A 17,225-nucleotide genomic window follows, 5' to 3' on the forward strand; every position below is an offset into this window, starting at 1 on the left:
GTGAGGGGGGTGAGCGTCGCACGCCGCGAGGCGTGCCGTGCCCGTCGCCGCCCGGGCGGCCTGGCTCGTCGAGCCGGGCGCGCAGGCGTCGACGGGCGACGCACAGACCCTCCAAGCCTACGCGGTCGCGGGCTCGAGCGCTCCGAGCTGCTCCTCGACGTCGACGGCGGTGTCGAGCGAGTCCTCGTCGGCGTCCGGCGTCGGGGCAGGCTGCGCGCCTGCATCGTCGACGGCGGGAGCAGCGAACGGGTCCTCCTGTCGGCCGGCTCCCGACGGGGCGGGCTCGAAGCCTGTCGCTGCGGTGCGCACGCAGCGCGTGAACTGGGCGAACCCGCGCGTGAGGTCGTGGCCGAGCGTCGCGCCGCGCACGCCGAGCGACGAACGCGGGCCCTCCTCGCTGTCCCAGCGCTCGAGCACGAGCCTGCCGGTGAGCACGACAGGCTCGCCCTGACGCACCGACCGCGCGACGTTGTCGGCGGCGTCGTCCCAGAACACCGCGCTGAACCACTGCGTGTCACCGTCGACCCACTCGTTGCGGGAGTCGCGGTAGCGGTGCGTCGACGCGACGCGGACGGTCGTGAAGACGCGGTCGTGGGCGGTGCGGGTCAGCGTCGGCTTGTTGCCGACCCACCCGCGCACCGTGATGGTCGAGCTCATCGGTCCTCCAGGGAGCGGGGACGGCCTGGTGCCGTCCGAGGGCCCCACGCTCGCGCCCGTGCCGGGTGGACCGCGAGCGCTCTCCCCCGGCCCAGGGCCGTGGGAGCTTCGTCAGCTCCCTGTGGGCGACTGCTCCGCTGCGGCGAGCGCGAGCACGCGCGCGTCGTGGTGGTCGCTCAGGATCGGCGTGGACGGCTGCAGGACGAGCTCGCGGACGACCGCTGTCAGCCGCTCGCGCGCCTCCCCCACGAAGCCCGAGCCACGCTCCGCGGCACGCCGCCGCCGTGCCCGGCCGCGCACGAGCACCGCGACGCCCGCGGCGAGCGCGAGCGCGCCAGCCCCGACGAGGAGGTACGTGCCGAGGTCGACGCCGCCTGGCCTGTCCCACCACCCGAGCAGCAGCGCCAGTCCCGTCCCGGCGGCGACCACAGCGAGGGCGGCGAGGACGAGGGAGAACGCGCCTGCGCGGCGCACCGCCGCACCGGGGCCTGGCTCGAGCCGGACCCCTCCCACCGCACGGTCGACCGCCGCAGCGATCTCGTCGGCCGGCGCGACGACGCGCTCGAGGTTCTCCTGCCACCCGTGCGAGAGGTGCCGCCCGACGTCGTCGAGCCACCGGGAGCGAACCGACTCCGCCACCTCAGGAGTCACGGAGACACCCGCCGCCGCGGTCGAGCCGTCGTCGAGCGTTAGCGCGGCCGTCCGGCCGCGCGCCTCGAGACCGACACCCGTCGCGAGCGCGTCGACGGCAGCCGGCACGAACGCGTCGAGGGCACGCGGAGCCTCCGCCGAGAGCGCCTCCGCGACGAGGGTCCCCGCACGCGTCAGCTCGCTGCCGACGCGTACCGCCGCGACGGAGCGCGCCACGACGACCTTGGCGAGGCGCGCCCGCAGCTCGTCGATGCCGTTCCCGGTGACCGCGGACACCCCGAGGACGTCGACCGAGCCGAGCCCGTCGTACGTCAGCAGGCTCGACACGTCCGCGAGGATCTCCTCGCGCTGCGCAGGCGGGACCGTGTCGAGCTGGTTGAGGACGACGAGCATCGACCCCTCGGCCCCCACGAGGGTCTGGAGGTATCCGGAGTGCAGCGCGTCGTCCGCGTACTTCTGCGGGTCCACCACCCACACGAGGAGGTCGGCCAACGGCACGACGCGGTCGACGACCTCGCGGTTCTCCGTGCGAACCGAGTCGTGGTCCGGGAGGTCGAGCAGCACGAGGCCGTCGAGCTCGCGCTCAGAGTCGTCGTCGAGGGCGGAGATGCGGTTGATGCGCCGGTCCGCGTCGACCCCGACCCAGTCGAGCAGCGCGTCCGCGTGGTCGCTCCAGGCGCACGCCGTCATGCGCGACGTCGTCGGGCGCTTGACGCCCACGTCGGCGAAGTTCAGTCCCGACACGGCGTTGAAGAGGCTCGACTTCCCGGAGCCGGTGCCGCCGACGAGCGCGACGACCGTGTGCTCGACGCCGAGGTCCAGGCGCTCGGACGCGCTCTCGAGCGCCGTGCGCGCGACGGCGAGAACCTCGGGATCGCTCCGGTCGGCGATCCGGTCGAGGGCACTCCGCAGGTCCTTGACCCGCCCACGAAGGTCAGCCGCGTCGGTCCGTGCTCCCATGCCGGCATCCTCTCCTCGTGTCCGCTCTGGTCCCTTCCTCACACCAGCCGGCGAAGCTCGGCGAGCCTGAGCCGCACCGGTGTCGCCGCCTCGTCCTGCAAGGACGGAAGGTCCAGACGCTCAGCGTACGGTCCCTCTTCGTCGAGCACGACAGCACGGCCCCGATCGACGAGCTCCGCCCTGACGTCGGCGAGCACGTCGGAGGCGGACGCGCCGAGGAGGCCGTCGAGCATGCGCTGCGCGCCCACGTTGCCGAGCGCCGCGACGACCGTGACGACGCGCAACCCCTCGACGCCGACGCGGCGTCGGGCACGGCGCACGGCGGCCTCGTCAGCGCGGTCGGCGAGGTGCTCACCCACGGCGGCGGTCCACCTGGCGGCCGTGGACACGGCGGTGCGCTCGCGCCACGCGCCGATCTCAGGGTCTCCTGCGACGACGTCGCGCAGCGCGGCTCCGCCGGGCAGGCCCGGCTCCTCGGCGATCGCGTCGCCGATCGCCTGTCCCGCCACCTCGGACGCGCGGACGAGCAGCCGAGCCACGGCACGCTCAGCCTCGTCGAGCACAGGCGCGAGGCTCTCCTCGCGCCGGCGCACGCGTCGGGCTGACGGCGCCCGGAAACCGGTGGACGCACGCAGGATGCCCGGGTCGGCCTCGATCGCGGACTGCCATGCCGCGACGAGAGCACCCGCGTCGAGGGTCCCGTCGGCGACGGCCTTCTCGATGACCGGGACGCCCACGCTCGCGTGCGCGGCGACCTCCGCGCGCAGGCTCGAGGCGTCGACCGCCTGGTCCTCGATCACGGCGGCGAGGTCCTCGACCTGTGCGGGCAAGGTCGACAGCGCGCCGCGCAGGGTCCGCAGGATCAGGCGCCGTGCCTGCTCGGCGCCCGCGATGGTCGAGAGCCAGCGGCGGATGCCCGCGACGTCCTTCCCGGGGAGCAGCCCTTCGTGGGGGCCTGCGTCGGGGACGATGAACAGAGGCGTCGACTGCATGCCGTGCTCGCGCAAGCGGTCGAGCAGGTCGACGCGCACCTCCGCGACCGTCGCGTCGGGAGCGCGGTTGAGGACCATCGCCATGGTCGCGCCGCGCTCGCGGGCCGCGGACAGGACGTGCCAGGGCAGCGCGTCGCCGTAGCGGGAGGCTGTCGTCACGAAGAGGCCGACGTCCGCTGCGGCCAGGAGGCGGGCGGCCGTCTCGCGGTTGGACCGCAGCAGCGAGTCGAGGTCAGGGGCGTCGAGGATGCACAGGCCGCGCGGCACGGACTCGTGCGCGACACGGAGGGCGTCCTCGAGGACCGTGTCCCCGAGCAGGCCCGCGTCAGCAGGATGGTGGACGAGCACGGGCTCGCGCGTCGTCGGGCGGATGACCGACGCACGGGACACCTCCGCGCCGACGAGCGAGTTCACGAGCGTCGACTTGCCCGCGCCCGTCGAGCCGACGACGACCACGACGGCCGGGCGGGAGAGCTCGCGCAGGCGCGGCAGCAGGTGGTCGTCGATCTGTCCGAGCAGTGCGAGGCGCACGTCTCGGCCGTGCTCCGTGCCCGGTGTCCGCAGCGGCATCTCGAGGTGCTGGACGTCGCGCCGCAGGTCGGAGACGACGTCGAGCAGCGTTGCGTCCGGGTCGACCTCAGGGGCGTCGTCGTGCGCGAGGTCGGCGTCGCGCAGGGCGGCCGTGCCGTCCTGGGTGCCGTCGACGCGCTCGTTGCTCACAGTGCAGATTGTCCCAAGTTGCCAGGTGCGGACCAAACGCGCGCGCCGCGACGGACGGGCTGATCGGTCGACGACGCGCAGAGCGCCCCCGACAGGACTCGAACCTGCAACCGACGGATTAGAAGGCCGTTGCTCTATCCATTGAGCTACGGAGGCGCCTCGATTCTACCGTCGCGCAGCGGGAGGCCGGTCCTGCGCCTGCCACCTGTCGACGCACACGACGACGCCGAGGACCGCGACCGCGAGGCACGCGCCCGCGAGGACGTCGGTGACGAAGTGGTAGCCGAGGTAGAGCCGGGTCGCAGCCACGACGACGATGACGACGACGCTCACGACCGCCCACACGACCGTCGCCCGCCACGTGCGCCGCGAGCGCGCGACGAGGTAGGCGAGCACGAGGACGAGCGTCGCAGCGCCGATCGTGTGCCCCGACGGGAAGGATGCGGACGTCTCGACGCCGGGCACGCTCATCGAGGCCTCGGGCGGCCGCGGGCGGCCGACGAGCGCCTTGATCGCGGTGCTCACCGCGACTGCGAGCAGCATCGCGGCGACGAGGAGCGCCGGGTCCCGCCAGCGGCGCGTGACGAGCCACCACACGCCGCACGCGACTGCGACGAGCACCGGCAGGATCGTCGGGCCGAACGTGTTGGTCACTCCCGTCGCGAGGGAGGTCAGCCACCCGACCCGGTGCGCCGCGAGCCACTCGAGGACGGGCTCGTCGACGCGCCACACGTCCTCCTGCTCGTTCACCGCGTCGAGCACACCGGCGAACAGCCCGATCCCGAGCCCGACGAGCAGAGCGCCAGGGAGCAGGGCGAGCCACAGCTCGCGCCTCGATCGTGCGGAGGGACGGGCGACCTGGGTGCTCGGGGCCTCGGGCATGTCTCGACGCTAACCGAGCGGGGCCGGCCCCACACCCGCGCGTACCCTGGACCAGTGGCCAGCAACCTGAACAACGACCGGATCGTGTGGATCGACTGCGAGATGACCGGCCTGGACCTCCAGGCCGACGCGCTCATCGAGGTCGCCGCGGTCGTCACCGACTCCGAGCTCAACGTCCTCGGCGAGGGCGTCGACGTCGTCATCCGTCCCGAGCCCGCCGCGCTCGAGCAGATGAACGACTTCGTCCGTGACATGCACACGACGTCCGGCCTGCTCGACGAGCTCGACGCCGGCATGACGCTCGAGGACGCTCAGCAGGCCGTCCTCGACTACGTCCGTGCGTGGGTCCCGGACCCGGGACGCGCCCCGCTCGCCGGAAACTCGGTCGGGACCGACAAGGCGTTCCTCGACCGTGACATGCCCGAGCTCGCCGGTCACCTGCACTACCGGATCATCGACGTCTCCTCGATCAAGGAGCTAGCGCGGCGCTGGTACCCGCGGGCCTACTTCCAGTCGCCCGAGAAGCACGGGGGCCACCGCGCGCTCGCCGACATCCTCGAGAGCATCGACGAGCTGCGCTACTACCGGGAGGCGATCTTCGTGCCGCAGCCTGGCCCGGACTCGGTCACCGCGAAGGCTGTCTCCGCCAGGATCAGCGAGACGAGCGTCACGATCCGCGAGAGCGGCACGACCGCCCCCGGAAACCCTGTACACTCGTCTACGGCCCGGTGAGCTTGGCTCGCCGGACCGCGCTGTTGATGCCGGTCTGACCGGTTCGCACAGCACACATGGTGGGTATAGCTCAGCTGGTAGAGCACCTGGTTGTGGTCCAGGGGGTCGCGGGTTCAAGTCCCGTTACTCACCCCATGCGAAGGCCCGGTCCGCGAGGACCGGGCCTTCGTCGTTCCCGGGTACTGAGCGTGCCCCTGGGCGAGGGCTCGGACCGCAGCTACCGTGTCCTCATGGCCAGGACGACACGGGACGCCAACGCGGCGCGCCCCGCCGTCTCGCACGACGACACCCGCCTCCGCGACATCGTGACGATGCGACGTGTCCGGGACCGGATCGACCGCGAGTTCGCTTCTCCGCTCGACATCGAGGCCCTCGCCCGTGGCGTGCACATGTCTGCTGGCCACCTCAGCCGGGAGTTCCGGCGCGTCTACGGCGAACCGCCGTACTCCTACCTCATGACCCGTCGGATCGAGCGCGCGATGACGCTCCTGCGCCGCGGCGACGTGTCGGTGACCGACGCGTGCTTCGCGGTGGGCTTCTCCTCGCTCGGGACGTTCAGCACGCGTTTCACCGAGCTCGTCGGCGTGCCCCCGAGCGTCTACCGGCGGGACTCCTCCCAGGCGGCCGAGGGCATCCCCGCGTGCCTCGCCCGGCAGGTGACGCGACCGGTCAGGAATCGAGAAGCACGGAGCGGCGGACGCATCTAGCGTCGGCGACATGGACATCTCGATTCACTACACGTTCCTCCCCCACACCGACCCTGAGGCCTCTCTCGCGTTCTACCGCGACGTGCTGGGCTTCGAGGTCCTCAACGACGTCGGCTACGGCGACATGCGTTGGATCACCGTCGCACCTCCCGGCTCCGTGACCTCCCTCGTCCTGACCCCGCCCAACGTGGACCCGGGTCTCTCGGACGACGAGAAGCGCACGGTCCTCGAGCTCATGGCGAAGGGCGCATACGGCGCCCTGACCCTCGCGACCGACGACCTCGACGCCCTGTTCGCACGCGTGCAGGGCGAGGGCGCCGAGGTCGTGCAGGAGCCTGCCGACCAGGACTACGGCGTGCGCGACTGCGCCCTGCGCGACCCGTCGGGCAACCTGCTGCGCATCAACCAGCGGGCCTGACGCCGGGCGGCCCGCTCACGCGGATGGGTCGGCGGTCAGGGTGTACTTCGTCTGCAGGTACTCGTCGATCCCTTCGGCGCCGCCCTCGCGGCCCAGGCCCGAGTGCTTCCACCCGCCGAACGGTGCGGCAGCGTTGGACACGACACCGACGTTGAGCCCGACCATGCCGGACTCGAGCCGCTCGATCATCCGCTGCCCGCGCGCGAGGGACTGCGTGTACACGTAGGCCACGAGCCCGTGCGGGGTGTCGTTCGCACGACGGACCGCCTCGTCCTCGTCGTCGAACGTCGAGATCGCGAGGACCGGACCGAAGATCTCCTCGCGCAGCACGTCGGAGCCCGGCGCGACGTCGGTCAGGACCGTCGCCGGGTAGAAGCTGCCCGGTCCGTCGAGCGGTGCCCCGCCCGTGCGGAGCACCGCCCCGCGCGCGACGGCGTCCTGGACGAGCGCGTGCACCCGCGCGACCGCAGCCTCGTCGATGAGGGGTCCGATCGTCACGCCGTCCTCGGTGCCGCGGCCCGTGCGGAACGCCTCGACCTTCTCGGTCACGCGCCGCGCGAAGTCGTCCGCGACGGAGCGGTGCACGAGGAACCGGTTCGCGGCCGTGCATGCCTGCCCCGTGTTGCGGAACTTGGCCGCGAGCGCGCCCTCGACCGCGGCGTCCAGGTCGGCATCGTGAAGGACGAGGAAGGGCGCATTGCCGCCGAGCTCCATCGACGTGCGCAGCACGCCGTCCGCCGCCTGCCGCAAGAGCGACTGCCCGACGGCGGTCGAGCCCGTGAAGGACAGCTTGCGCAGGCGCGGGTCGCCCAGGATCGCCTCGGAGACCGGGCCAGTCTGCGTCGTCGTGAGGACGTTGATGACGCCCGCGGGCACGCCTGCCTCCTCGAGGATCGTCGTCAGGAGCAGCGTGGTCAGCGGCGTCGCGCTCGCCGGCTTCACCACGGCGGTGCAGCCCGCTGCGAGCGCGGGCGCGATCTTGCGCGTCGCCATCGCGAGCGGGAAGTTCCACGGCGTGACGAGGTAGCACGGGCCGACGGGGTGCTTCGTGACGATCATGCGCCCGGCCCCTTCCGGCGTCGCGCCGTAGCGGCCATGCACGCGCGCGGCCTCCTCGCTGAACCAGCGGAGGAACTCGCCGCCGTACGCGACCTCGGCGCGCGACTCGGCAAGCGGCTTGCCCATCTCGAGCGTCATGAGCAGCGCAAGGTCGTCGCTCCGGTCCTGGACGAGCTCGAACGCGCGACGCAGCGTCTCCGCGCGCTCGCGCGCGGGCGTCGCCGCCCACACTGGGAAGGCGTCGCACGCGGCGTCGAGCGCCGCGCGGCCGTCGTCGACGGTGGCGCTCGCGACCTGGGCGAGGACCTCGCCGGTCGCAGGGTCGTGCACCGCGAACGTCCCGCCGTCGGCTGCCTCGCGCCACCGCCCGCCGATGAACAGCCCGTTCGGGACGCCCTCCAGCAGCGCGCTCTCCTGCTCCTGACCCATGGCTCCTCCAGCACGTCGTCGCGAAACTCGACTGTAGGCGCAGGCGTGCGGCCCCGCAGGGCGGCGGCACAGCCCGGCCCGGCCCCGCGTGCGGGGCCGGGCCGGGTGCCGGTCAGAGGTACGCGGAGTACGCGGGAAGGTCCAGCACACCGTTGCCGGACAGGCCGATGACGATGACCTCGCCGTCCGCGGCCGTGCGAGCGTGCGCGACGGCGCCCGCGACCGCGTGCGTCGACTCGGGCGCGGGGATGATGCCCTCCGCGCGAGCGAACAGCAGACCCGCCGCGAACGCGTCGTCCTGCTCGACGGCGATCGCGTCCATGAGGCCGAGGTGCACCGCGTGCGACACCATCGGGCTCATCCCGTGGTACCGCAGGCCACCCGCGTGGATCGACGGCGGGACGAAGTCCTTGCCGAGCGTGTACATCTTCATGAGCGGCGTCAGGCCCGCGACGTCGCCCGCGTCGTAGCGGTACTCCCCCTGCGTGAGCGACGGGCAGGCCGCCGGCTCGCACGCGACGAGCCGCGTCGTCGTGCCCTCGCGCAGGTTCTGCCCGAGGAACGGGAAGGTCAGGCCGGCGAGGTTGGAGCCGCCACCCGCGCATCCGAAGACGACATCCGCACCCTTCTCCCCCGCCTCCGCGAGCTGGACGAGGGCCTCCTGACCGATGACCGACTGGTGCAGCATGACGTGGTTGAGGACGCTGCCGAGCGCGTAGTGCGCCCCCGGGTCCTTGACCGCGGCCTCGACGGCCTCGGAGATCGCCATGCCAAGCGAGCCGGTCGTGTCCGGGTAGGCCTCACGCATCGCACGACCCGCGTCGGTCAGCTCGGACGGGGACGAGTGGCACACGCTGCCGTACGTCTCCATCTGCATGCGCCGGTACGGCTTCGCGTCGTACGACGCGCGGACCTGCCACACCTCGCACGTCAGGCCGAGCAGCGCGGCGGCGAAGGAGAGCGAGGCACCCCACTGGCCCGCGCCCGTCTCGGTCGTCAGGCGCGTAGTGCCCTCGAGCGCGTTGTAGTACGCCTGCGGCACGGCCGTGTTCGGCTTGTGCGAGCCGACCGGGCTGACGCCCTCGTACTTGTAGTAGATCCGGGCCTTCGTGCCGAGCGCGCGCTCGAGGCGAGACGCCCGCACGAGGGGCGACGGCCGCCACCCGGCGTAGATCTCACGGACCGCCTGCGGGATCTCCACGTACCGCTCGGTCGTGACCTCCTGCTCGATGAGCGCCATCGGGAACAGCGGTGCGAGGTCGGCGGGAGTGAGCGGCTCACCCGTGCCGGGGTTGAGGTGCGGCGGGACCGGCTCGGGAAGGTCCGCCGCGAGGTTGTACCAGTGCGTCGGAACCGTGGACGGCACCGCCGTCCCGAGCGGCTCGATCGCCACGGCCGGCGGCATCGCCTGGGTGTGGGTCATGACTCTCCTTCGTGTTCGACCGGGTCGACCGGTCCCACGAAGCCTGCGAGACCGGACATGAGAACGGTCAGCGCTAGGGACGCCACCGTCAGTGGTGGCGCCATCCGTCAAGTGCCGTGAGCAGGATCACACGGCGACCGTAGGCCAACGGCGCAACAGCAAGCCCGTACGTCTCGCCCACTGGACCGGGCGTCGCGTACGGGCCTCGTGAGGTGGGCGAGCCCAGGCGGAGCCAGCCTCAGGCGAGGCGCGCGAGCACGGCGTCCGCGAGACGGCCCGCCGCGTCGTTCTCGAACGCGAGGAACAACGACGGCTCGGTCAGCTCGAGCTCGATGATGAGCGGCTCACCCTCCGTGCCAGGCACGACGTCGACACGCGCGTACAGCAGCTCGGTGCCCGGGGCCTCCTTCGCGAGGACCTCCTTCGCGTACGCGATCGCACGGTCACCGACAGCGCGCTCCTCCGGCGTCGTCGGACGCGTGCTCATCTCCTCCTGCTTGTACAGCCCTGCCATGCCGCGGTAGGGCCCCTGGAGCATCGCGCCCTTGCGCACCGAGTGGGAGAACTCGCCGTCGATGTAGACGAGCGCGGTCTCACCCTGCGTGTCGACCTCCATGAGGTAGCGCTGGATCATCACGTGGCGCCCCTCCTTCATGAGGGAGACGGCGTGCGAGATCGCGAGGCCGCGCGAGTGCGCCTCACCGGCCTCGTAGCGGCCCGTGTCACGCGACCCGCGCGAGACGGTGGGCTTGATGACGAAGTCCCCCGAGGCGGGCATACGGGTGTGCACGGCACGAGAGGACAGCTTGCGTGCCGGGTCGAGCCAGATCGTCGGGATCACCGGCAGGCCGGCCTCCTCGAGCTCACGCAGGTACGCCTTGTCGGTGTTCCACTCGACGAGCCCGGCGGGGTTGAGGATGCGCGGCACGCTGCGCGCCCACGCGACGAACTCGTCGCGCCGCGACGAGTAGTCCCACGTGGACCGGACGACGACAAGGTCGAACGAGGACCAGTCGACCTCCGGGTCGTCCCAGACGGCGGCCACGACGTCAGCGCCACGCTCGCGCAGCGCGCGCAGCAGGAGCTGGTCGTCCTCGGCCAGGTCCGGGTGGAAGTTGCAGGTCGCCAGTGCGATGCGTGCGGTGCTCACGGACCCGATCCTATCCGCAGCGCACGCCTGGGGCCCGGGTCAGGAGCGTCGGTCGCGGCGCCGGAACGCCAGGTCGGTGGCCTCGCGGCCCGCGCGCAGGCCCTTCGCCTCGAACGAGGTCAGCACGCGCCCGTCGAAACGCGCGACGGTGCCGTCCGTCCCCGGCTCGAGCGGCTCGAAGTCGGGGCTCGCGCCGATCACCTCGATCATCTCCTCCGCGTACGGGCGCCAGTCCGTCGCGAGGCGCCACACGCCCCCCGGGCGGAGCACGCGCGCCACGAGCTCCGCGAACGACGGCGTGACGAGGCGGCGCTTGTGGTGGCGCGCCTTCGGCCACGGGTCGGGGAAGAACACCCACACCTCGTCCGCGCTGCCTGCAGGGAGCGTCGTCGCGAACACCTCGGGCGCGTTCGCCTGGACGAGCCGGAGGTTGGTGACGTCCTCGCGCTCGGCGCGCAGGATCGTCTGGGCGAGGCCAGGCAGGTAGACCTCGAGCGCGATGTGGTCGACGTCGCGGCGCGCGGCGGCAGCCGCGGCGACGCACTCCCCCATGCCCGTACCGACCTCGACCACCAGCGGCGCCCTCCGGCCGAACACTGCCGCGACGTCGAGCTCGAAGCCCGGGTCGACCGACGTCCGCGCGATCGCGCGCGGCACGTCGATGATCAGCCGCTCGCCCGAGCGCTCGAGCGCGTTGGCCTGCCCTGTCGAGAGCCGGCCGCTGCGCCGGATGAAGGAGACGGGCTCCGTCCGAAAGGTCCCGTAGGCAGGCTCGAGGCCTTCCGGGACGGACGAGGTCTGGGGGTCTGCGGGGGTCGCGCTCATGATGTCCTCACCCTAGGTGACACGCGAACGGGCGGAGACCACCCGATGGTGGCTCTCCGCCCGTCGCGGGGCGTTCAGAGCGCCTTGACGATGTCCTCGACGCGCTCCTTGGCGTCGCCGAAGAGCATGGAGGTGTTCTCCTTGAAGAACAGCGGGTTCTGCACGCCCGCGTAGCCGACGGCCATCGAGCGCTTGAACACGACGACCTCCTTGGCCTTCCACACCTGGAGCACGGGCATGCCGGCGATCGGCGACCCCGGGTCGTCCTCGGCAGCAGGGTTGACCGTGTCGTTCGCGCCGATGACGAGCACGACGTCGGTCGACGGCAGCTTCTCGTTGACCTCCTCGAGCTCCTCGACGATGTCGTAGGGCACCTTGGCCTCGGCGAGGAGGACGTTCATGTGCCCCGGCAGGCGACCGGCGACCGGGTGGACGCCGAACCGGACGTCGACTCCCGCGGCGCGCAGCCGCGACGTCAGCTCCGCGACGGGGTACTGCGCCTTGGCGACCGCCATGCCGTAGCCGGGGGTGATGACGACGGAGGACGCCTCCTTGAGGAGCTGTGCGACGTCTGCGGCGGTCGTCTCGCGGTGCTCGCCCTCGATCGCGGCGGCCGCGGGGCCGCCCTCGGTCGCGCCGAAGCCGCCGAGGATGACCGAGACGAACGACCGGTTCATGGCCTTGCACATGATGTACGAGAGGATCGCACCGGAGGACCCGACGAGCGCGCCCGTGATGATGAGCAGGTCGTTCGAGAGCATGAAGCCCGCGGCGGCTGCGGCCCAGCCGGAGTACGAGTTGAGCATCGACACGACGACGGGCATGTCGCCGCCGCCGATCGCGACGACGAGGTGCCAGCCGACGGCGAGGGCGATGACCGTCATGATCGCGAGGGGCCAGATCGACGGCGCCGCGATGAACCAGCCCATGAGGCCGAAGGACGCGAGGACCGCGACGAGGTTGAGCATGTTGCGGCCAGGGAGCGTCAGCGGCGACGACTTGAGGCGTGCCGAGAGCTTGCCGAACGCGACGAGCGAGCCCGTGAGCGTGATCGCACCGATGAACACGCCGAGGAACACCTCGACGAGGTGCACGGCGCCGCCGTGCGTGTCCGTGAGGTACGAGTTGAAGCCGACGAGCACTGCGGCGAGACCGACGAAGCTGTGCAGGAGCGCGATCATCTCGGGCATCTGCGTCATCTCGACGCGGCGGGCCTGCCACGTGCCGATGATCGCGCCGATGCCGAGCGCGAGGGCGATGAGGCCGGCGGTGACGCCGACGTTGCGCTCGGACTCGATGAGCGCGAGGACGACGGTCGCGGCGAGGGCGAGGCCCATGCCGACCTTGCCCGCGAGGTTGCCACCGCGGGCGGTCTCCTGCTTCGCGAGGCCCGCGAGCGAGAGGACGAACAGGATGCCGGCGACGAGGTAGACGCCGTAGACGAGCTGGGTGAGGGTGTCCATGGCTCAGGCCTCCTTGCGGAACATGGCGAGCATGCGGCTCGCGACGGAGAACCCGCCGAAGATGTTGATCGACGCGAACGTCGCCGCGACGACGGCGAGGACGGTCACGACGGTGTCGGTCGACCCGATCTGCAGGAGCGAGCCGACGAGGATGATGCCGCTGATCGCGTTGGTCTGGGCCATCAGGGGCGTGTGCAGCGAGTGCGTCACGCCCGTGACGACGTAGAACCCGACGACGACGGCGAGCGCGAACACCGTGAGGTGCGAGGCGAACGAGGCGGTCGAGAACGCGACGGCTGCGACGACGAGGAGCGCGGTGATCGCTCCCCCGACGACGACGCCGGTGCCCTTGCGAGCCTTCGGCGCGGCAGCCGGGGCCGGCTCGACGGCCGCAGGCGGCGCGGGCGGGGCAGCGGGCGCGACCGAGACCTGGACGGGAGGCGGGGGCCAGAGCAGCTCGCCCTCGCGCGTCACGGTGATGCCGCGCTGGACGACGTCGTCGAGGTCGAGGACGACCTGACCGTCCTTGCCCGGCGTGAGCAGCTTCATGAGGTTGACGATGTTCGTGCCGTAGAGCTGCGACGTGTGCTTCGGCATGCGGCCCGGCAGGTCGGTGTAGCCGATGATCGTCACGCCGTTGTCGGTGACGGTCTTCTCCCCCGGGACGGTCAGCTCGCAGTTGCCGCCGCCCGAGGCGGCGAGGTCGACGATCACGGAGCCGGGGCGCATCGCGGCGACCATCTCGGCGGTGATCGTGATGGGGGCCTTGCCGCGGATGAGGGCGGTGGTCACGACGACGTCGGCGGCGGCGCTCTCGGCGGCGTAGACACGCTTGGTCGCGGCCTCCTGCTCGTCGCTCAGCGCGCTCGCGTAGCCGTCGGCGCTCTCCTGCGCCGCGGCGTCGACGCTGACGTATGTCGCGCCCATCGACTCGATCTGCTCGGCGACGTCGGAGCGGACGTCGTACGCGCGGACGGTCGCGCCGAGGCTGCCTGCCGCGCCGAGCGCGGCGAGACCTGCGACACCCGCACCGATGACGAACACGCGTGCGGGCGGCGTCGAGCCGGCTGCGGTGACCTGGCCGCCGAACATGCCGGCATACGCCTCGGCTGCCTCGATGATGCCGCGGTAGCCGGAGACGTTGGACATGCTCGACAGGACGTCGAGGGACTGCGCGCGCGAGATGCGCGGCACGGAGTTGAGGTTGAGGGCCGTGACGCCGGCGGCGCGCATCGCCTCGACGAGCGTCGGGTCGTCGTCGGGAGCCATGCGGGCCACGATCGTCGCGTCGGCGCGCATGCGCGCGACCTCGGCGATGGTCGGGGCGTCGACCTTGACGACGACGTCGCTGCCCCACACCGCGTCGGCGTCGCCGATCGTGGCACCTGCCGCGACGTACCCCTCGTCGGGGATCGAGGCGTCAGCGCCCGCGCCCGTCTCGACGACGACGTCGTAGCCCAGCGCGACCAGCTTCTCGACCGTCTGCGGGGTGGCTGCGACGAGCCGCTGCCCCGGGTCGGACTCTCTCGGTACTCCGATGTGCACGTGGTGCTCCTGCAGTTCGGGCCCCACGGGACGTCCCGGCGGGACGCCCCGCCACAGGACGAGCTTCTGAGACAATTGATATCAGCCTGCGGGCCGCCACAGGTGGGACCTCGGGCCCCGCATCTTCGCTGACAGCGGGCTCCGACCTGGACTGCGGTCAGGAAACGACGAACGGCACCCCGTGGGGTGCCGTTCGGTCTGTGCGCCATCAGGGACTCGAACCCCGAACCCGCTGATTAAGAGTCAGCTGCTCTGCCAATTGAGCTAATGGCGCCCGCTCGCGGACGAGCCGCTCGCGTTCTTGCTGCCGATCGCCCGGCAACGAGAAGAAACACTACACCGGATCTGCGGCGAGACGAAATCGGCGCGATCCTGCGGCTGAGCCGGGGTCCTGCGTCAGGACTCCTCGGCGAGGAGACGCTCGGAGTCCGGCCCGAAGGGGCTCACGAGGTCAGCGAGCAGCGCGAGCGGGATACGGTCCAGGACAAGCTTGGCCGGGTCCATCAGGCTCAGGAGCTCCTCGTCCGAGAGGATCGGCAGGAGGCGCTCAGGCTCCTCGTCCTCGACCGCACGGACGACGACCGCGCGGTCGTCGAACTCGATCCCGTCGTGCTCGATCCACCCGTGCCCGGGCGCGACCTCACGGCGCGGATGCTGCTCCTGAGGAGCGGTGCGGGCCAGCGCACCGTTCTGTGGTTCTGCGTTCATGCTCATCTCCCCCCGGAGATGGACGACATCGACAAGACCATGGCATCACCGGTCACGCGGGAGCACAACAGGAACAAAGGTGAAGATCCGGGTGAGACCTCGCGAGAACGGTGCCAAGGCGCAGGTCACACCCGGTGCGCACCGGGAACGGAGGCCGAGCGACATAGGCTGAGGCCGATCCCGCCCCCCATCGCAGGAGGAACCCATGCCCCGTCTCGCCGCAGGCGACACCGCCCCCGAGCTCACGCTCCCGGCCGCGGACGGCTCCACCTTCAACCTCTCCGGCCTCCGCGGGCGCGACGTCGTCGTGTACTTCTACCCGGCCGCCGCCACCCCGGCCTGCACGCAGCAGGCGTGCGACTTCCGCGACTCCCTCGCGAGCCTCACGTCCGCCGGCTACGAGGTCGTGGGCGTCTCACCCGACCCGGTCGAGAAGCTCGCCGCCTTCGCGGCCGACGAGGCCCTCCCCTTCCCGCTCCTGTCCGACCCCGAGCGCACGACCCTCGAGGCGTGGGGCGCGTGGGGCGAGAAGAACCTCTACGGGAAGATCGTCACGGGCGTCATCCGCTCGACCGTCGTCGTCGGTGCGGACGGTCGCGTGCGCCTCGCGCAGTACAACGTCAAGGCCACGGGCCACGTCGCCAAGCTCCGCCGCGACCTCAAGATCGCCTGAGCGCCCGCGTACGATGGACCCTGGCCGCGAGGCCGACGCGCGCGAGTGGCGGAACTGGTAGACGCGCAGGATTTAGGTTCCTGTGTCTGAGGACGTGTGGGTTCGAGTCCCATCTCGCGTACAGCACGAAGCCCCGGCCGGGAGACCCGGCCGGGGCTTCGTCGTCGCGTACGCCCCGTCAGGAGGCAGGAGCGTCCTGCTCGGCGATCTGCTTGCGGACGTCGTCCATGTCGAGCGCCTTCACGGCGTCGACGACCTGCGCGAGCTGCGACGCCTGGAGGGCACCCGGCTGGTTGAACACCAGGACACCCTCACGGAACGCCATGAGCGTCGGGATCGACGTGATGCCAGCCGCCGCAGCGAGACCCTGCTCAGCCTCGGTGTCGATCTTGCCGTGCACGATGTCCGGGTTTGCGTCCGCCGACGCCTCGAACACCGGGCCGAACTGGCGGCACGGGCCGCACCAGGACGCCCAGAAGTCGAGCAGGACGATGTCGTTGGACTTGATGGTCTCCTCGAACGAGGCCTCGGTGAGTGCCGTGGTAGGCATGTCGTCTCCTTGTGCTTCTTCTTACGCTTCCAGTGGAACAACCATCCCAGGCGCCACATATTCCCGCCGGACCCCGCCCGCCGTTCGCCCATCCGCGTCTCGGGAGGATAGAACTGTCAGGTGACCGAGACAGCCGACTTCCCGTCCGAGAGCCCGCGCCCGTCGGGATGGCTCAGCCGCCCCGACATCAACCGCATCCGCGCGCAGGTCCCGATCGTCTACGTCGACGCCGTCCCCGTGCGGGTCGACGACTCGGGCGACGTGGTCGCCGTCGGGCTCCTGCTGCGCGTGACGCCGGAGGGCGTCATGACGCGCGCCCTCGTCTCCGGACGCGTGCTGTTCCACGAGCGCGTGCGCGACGCGCTCCTGCGGCACATCGAGAAGGACCTCGGACCGGTCGCGCTCCCCCAGATCCCCGCCGCGCCGCAGCCCTTCACAGTCGCCGAGTACTTCCCCACGCCCGGTGTCACGCCGTACTACGACGCTCGCCAGCACGCGATCTCCATGGCCTACGTCGTCCCGGTGCACGGCGACTGCACCCCGCAGCAGGACGCGATCGACCTCGCCTGGATCACCCCCGAAGAAGCCGTCAGCGAGGCCGTCCAGGTCGAGATGCACGGCGGCAGCGGCTTCCTGCTGCGCCAGGCGATGGCGCACGTGGGTCGCGCCGTCTGACACGTC

At 71.7% G+C, this 17,225-nt stretch carries 17 protein-coding genes and 4 tRNA genes; 7 read left to right on the forward strand and 14 right to left on the reverse strand.

Going from position 1 to position 17,225, the window contains the following annotated elements:
- Window positions 1–117: 117 nt before the first annotated feature.
- From HF995_RS01160 to HF995_RS01180, 5 genes are all read right to left on the reverse strand, one after another.
- Complete coding sequence (locus tag HF995_RS01160; protein ID WP_168446002.1) at window positions 118–657, reverse strand: single-stranded DNA-binding protein; 540 nt, start codon at window positions 655–657, stop codon at window positions 118–120.
- A gap of 111 nt (window positions 658–768) precedes the next feature.
- A complete protein-coding gene (locus HF995_RS13550) occupies window positions 769–2,268 on the reverse strand; it encodes a GTPase (RefSeq protein ID WP_210727048.1) in 1,500 nt (499 codons plus the stop codon).
- Window positions 2,269–2,306: 38 nt separating this feature from the next.
- Window positions 2,307–3,980 carry a dynamin family protein gene (locus tag HF995_RS01170; protein ID WP_168446003.1) on the reverse strand — a complete coding sequence of 558 codons (1,674 nt, stop codon included), beginning with the start codon at window positions 3,978–3,980 and terminating at the stop codon, window positions 2,307–2,309.
- A gap of 83 nt (window positions 3,981–4,063) precedes the next feature.
- Window positions 4,064–4,136: transfer RNA gene (locus tag HF995_RS01175), tRNA-Arg, on the reverse strand.
- A gap of 9 nt (window positions 4,137–4,145) precedes the next feature.
- Window positions 4,146–4,862: a phosphatase PAP2 family protein gene (locus tag HF995_RS01180; RefSeq protein WP_168446004.1), complete on the reverse strand. Its 717-nt coding sequence runs from the start codon at window positions 4,860–4,862 to the stop codon at window positions 4,146–4,148.
- Between the two features lie 54 nt (window positions 4,863–4,916).
- Here HF995_RS01180 and orn point away from each other — a divergent pair, with 54 nt between their 5' ends.
- The 4 genes from orn (at window position 4,917) to HF995_RS01200 (ending at window position 6,719) form a co-directional block, all read left to right on the forward strand.
- Window positions 4,917–5,594 carry an oligoribonuclease gene (gene orn, locus HF995_RS01185; RefSeq protein WP_168446005.1) on the forward strand — a complete coding sequence of 226 codons (678 nt, stop codon included), beginning with the start codon at window positions 4,917–4,919 and terminating at the stop codon, window positions 5,592–5,594.
- Window positions 5,595–5,653: 59 nt separating this feature from the next.
- A tRNA-His gene (locus HF995_RS01190) sits at window positions 5,654–5,729 on the forward strand.
- A 95-nt stretch (window positions 5,730–5,824) separates the two neighbouring features.
- Window positions 5,825–6,301 (forward strand): helix-turn-helix transcriptional regulator, encoded by a 477-nt coding sequence (locus tag HF995_RS01195; protein WP_168446006.1) that lies wholly within the window; start codon window positions 5,825–5,827, stop codon window positions 6,299–6,301.
- Window positions 6,302–6,311: 10 nt separating this feature from the next.
- Complete coding sequence (locus HF995_RS01200; protein ID WP_168446007.1) at window positions 6,312–6,719, forward strand: VOC family protein; 408 nt, start codon at window positions 6,312–6,314, stop codon at window positions 6,717–6,719.
- 15 nt (window positions 6,720–6,734) lie between these two features.
- Here the strand turns inward: HF995_RS01200 and HF995_RS01205 are convergent, their stop codons facing one another.
- The 8 genes from HF995_RS01205 to HF995_RS01240 all read right to left on the reverse strand — a co-directional run bounded on the left by HF995_RS01205 (window position 6,735) and on the right by HF995_RS01240 (window position 15,321).
- Window positions 6,735–8,207, reverse strand: a complete 1,473-nt coding sequence (locus tag HF995_RS01205; RefSeq protein ID WP_168446008.1) for an NAD-dependent succinate-semialdehyde dehydrogenase — start codon at window positions 8,205–8,207, stop codon at window positions 6,735–6,737.
- Between the two features lie 112 nt (window positions 8,208–8,319).
- On the reverse strand, window positions 8,320–9,630 hold the full coding sequence (locus tag HF995_RS01210; protein WP_098457278.1) for a TrpB-like pyridoxal phosphate-dependent enzyme: 1,311 nt from the start codon (window positions 9,628–9,630) through the stop codon (window positions 8,320–8,322).
- A 238-nt stretch (window positions 9,631–9,868) separates the two neighbouring features.
- A complete protein-coding gene (locus HF995_RS01215; protein ID WP_168446009.1) occupies window positions 9,869–10,780 on the reverse strand; it encodes an ATP-grasp domain-containing protein in 912 nt (303 codons plus the stop codon).
- Window positions 10,781–10,819: 39 nt separating this feature from the next.
- Complete coding sequence (trmB, locus tag HF995_RS01220) at window positions 10,820–11,605, reverse strand: tRNA (guanosine(46)-N7)-methyltransferase TrmB (RefSeq protein WP_168446010.1); 786 nt, start codon at window positions 11,603–11,605, stop codon at window positions 10,820–10,822.
- A 74-nt stretch (window positions 11,606–11,679) separates the two neighbouring features.
- Window positions 11,680–13,068 carry a Re/Si-specific NAD(P)(+) transhydrogenase subunit beta gene (gene pntB, locus HF995_RS01225; protein ID WP_168446011.1) on the reverse strand — a complete coding sequence of 463 codons (1,389 nt, stop codon included), beginning with the start codon at window positions 13,066–13,068 and terminating at the stop codon, window positions 11,680–11,682.
- Window positions 13,069–13,071: 3 nt separating this feature from the next.
- On the reverse strand, window positions 13,072–14,613 hold the full coding sequence (locus HF995_RS01230) for a Re/Si-specific NAD(P)(+) transhydrogenase subunit alpha (protein ID WP_168446012.1): 1,542 nt from the start codon (window positions 14,611–14,613) through the stop codon (window positions 13,072–13,074).
- A gap of 201 nt (window positions 14,614–14,814) precedes the next feature.
- Window positions 14,815–14,887, reverse strand: a tRNA-Lys gene (locus tag HF995_RS01235).
- Window positions 14,888–15,009: 122 nt separating this feature from the next.
- Window positions 15,010–15,321, reverse strand: a complete 312-nt coding sequence (locus HF995_RS01240) for a hypothetical protein (RefSeq protein WP_168446013.1) — start codon at window positions 15,319–15,321, stop codon at window positions 15,010–15,012.
- Between the two features lie 205 nt (window positions 15,322–15,526).
- Between HF995_RS01240 and HF995_RS01245 the strand changes: the two genes are divergently transcribed.
- Both HF995_RS01245 and HF995_RS01250 read left to right on the forward strand, forming a co-directional pair.
- A complete protein-coding gene (locus HF995_RS01245) occupies window positions 15,527–15,994 on the forward strand; it encodes a peroxiredoxin (RefSeq protein WP_168446014.1) in 468 nt (155 codons plus the stop codon).
- Window positions 15,995–16,033: 39 nt separating this feature from the next.
- A tRNA-Leu gene (locus tag HF995_RS01250) sits at window positions 16,034–16,115 on the forward strand.
- Between the two features lie 57 nt (window positions 16,116–16,172).
- Here HF995_RS01250 and trxA read toward each other — a convergent pair.
- Window positions 16,173–16,544, reverse strand: coding sequence for a thioredoxin (gene trxA / locus HF995_RS01255; protein ID WP_168446015.1), 372 nt, complete (start codon window positions 16,542–16,544; stop codon window positions 16,173–16,175).
- A gap of 120 nt (window positions 16,545–16,664) precedes the next feature.
- Here trxA and HF995_RS01260 point away from each other — a divergent pair, with 120 nt between their 5' ends.
- Entirely contained in the window at window positions 16,665–17,219 is a 555-nt protein-coding gene (locus HF995_RS01260) for an NUDIX hydrolase family protein (protein ID WP_168446016.1), read from the forward strand.
- Window positions 17,220–17,225 lie beyond the last annotated feature (6 nt).

Origin of the sequence: Sanguibacter hominis ATCC BAA-789, assembly GCF_012396185.1 — a bacterium.
GTDB classification, from domain to species: Bacteria; Actinomycetota; Actinomycetes; order Actinomycetales; family Cellulomonadaceae; genus Flavimobilis; species Flavimobilis hominis.

What these genes read in the sequence shown, in the direction of transcription:
- HF995_RS01160 (WP_168446002.1), bottom strand. Translation starts at nt 657, where the DNA reads ATGAGCTCGACCATCACGGTGCGCGGGTGGGTCGGCAACAAGCCGACG.
- HF995_RS13550 (WP_210727048.1), bottom strand. Translation starts at nt 2,268, where the DNA reads ATGGGAGCACGGACCGACGCGGCTGACCTTCGTGGGCGGGTCAAGGAC.
- HF995_RS01180 (WP_168446004.1), bottom strand. Translation starts at nt 4,862, where the DNA reads ATGCCCGAGGCCCCGAGCACCCAGGTCGCCCGTCCCTCCGCACGATCG.
- HF995_RS01195 (WP_168446006.1), top strand. Translation starts at nt 5,825, where the DNA reads ATGGCCAGGACGACACGGGACGCCAACGCGGCGCGCCCCGCCGTCTCG.
- HF995_RS01200 (WP_168446007.1), top strand. Translation starts at nt 6,312, where the DNA reads ATGGACATCTCGATTCACTACACGTTCCTCCCCCACACCGACCCTGAG.
- HF995_RS01205 (WP_168446008.1), bottom strand. Translation starts at nt 8,207, where the DNA reads ATGGGTCAGGAGCAGGAGAGCGCGCTGCTGGAGGGCGTCCCGAACGGG.
- HF995_RS01210 (WP_098457278.1), bottom strand. Translation starts at nt 9,630, where the DNA reads ATGACCCACACCCAGGCGATGCCGCCGGCCGTGGCGATCGAGCCGCTC.
- trmB (WP_168446010.1), bottom strand. Translation starts at nt 11,605, where the DNA reads ATGAGCGCGACCCCCGCAGACCCCCAGACCTCGTCCGTCCCGGAAGGC.
- pntB (WP_168446011.1), bottom strand. Translation starts at nt 13,068, where the DNA reads ATGGACACCCTCACCCAGCTCGTCTACGGCGTCTACCTCGTCGCCGGC.
- HF995_RS01240 (WP_168446013.1), bottom strand. Translation starts at nt 15,321, where the DNA reads ATGAACGCAGAACCACAGAACGGTGCGCTGGCCCGCACCGCTCCTCAG.
- HF995_RS01245 (WP_168446014.1), top strand. Translation starts at nt 15,527, where the DNA reads ATGCCCCGTCTCGCCGCAGGCGACACCGCCCCCGAGCTCACGCTCCCG.
- trxA (WP_168446015.1), bottom strand. Translation starts at nt 16,544, where the DNA reads ATGCCTACCACGGCACTCACCGAGGCCTCGTTCGAGGAGACCATCAAG.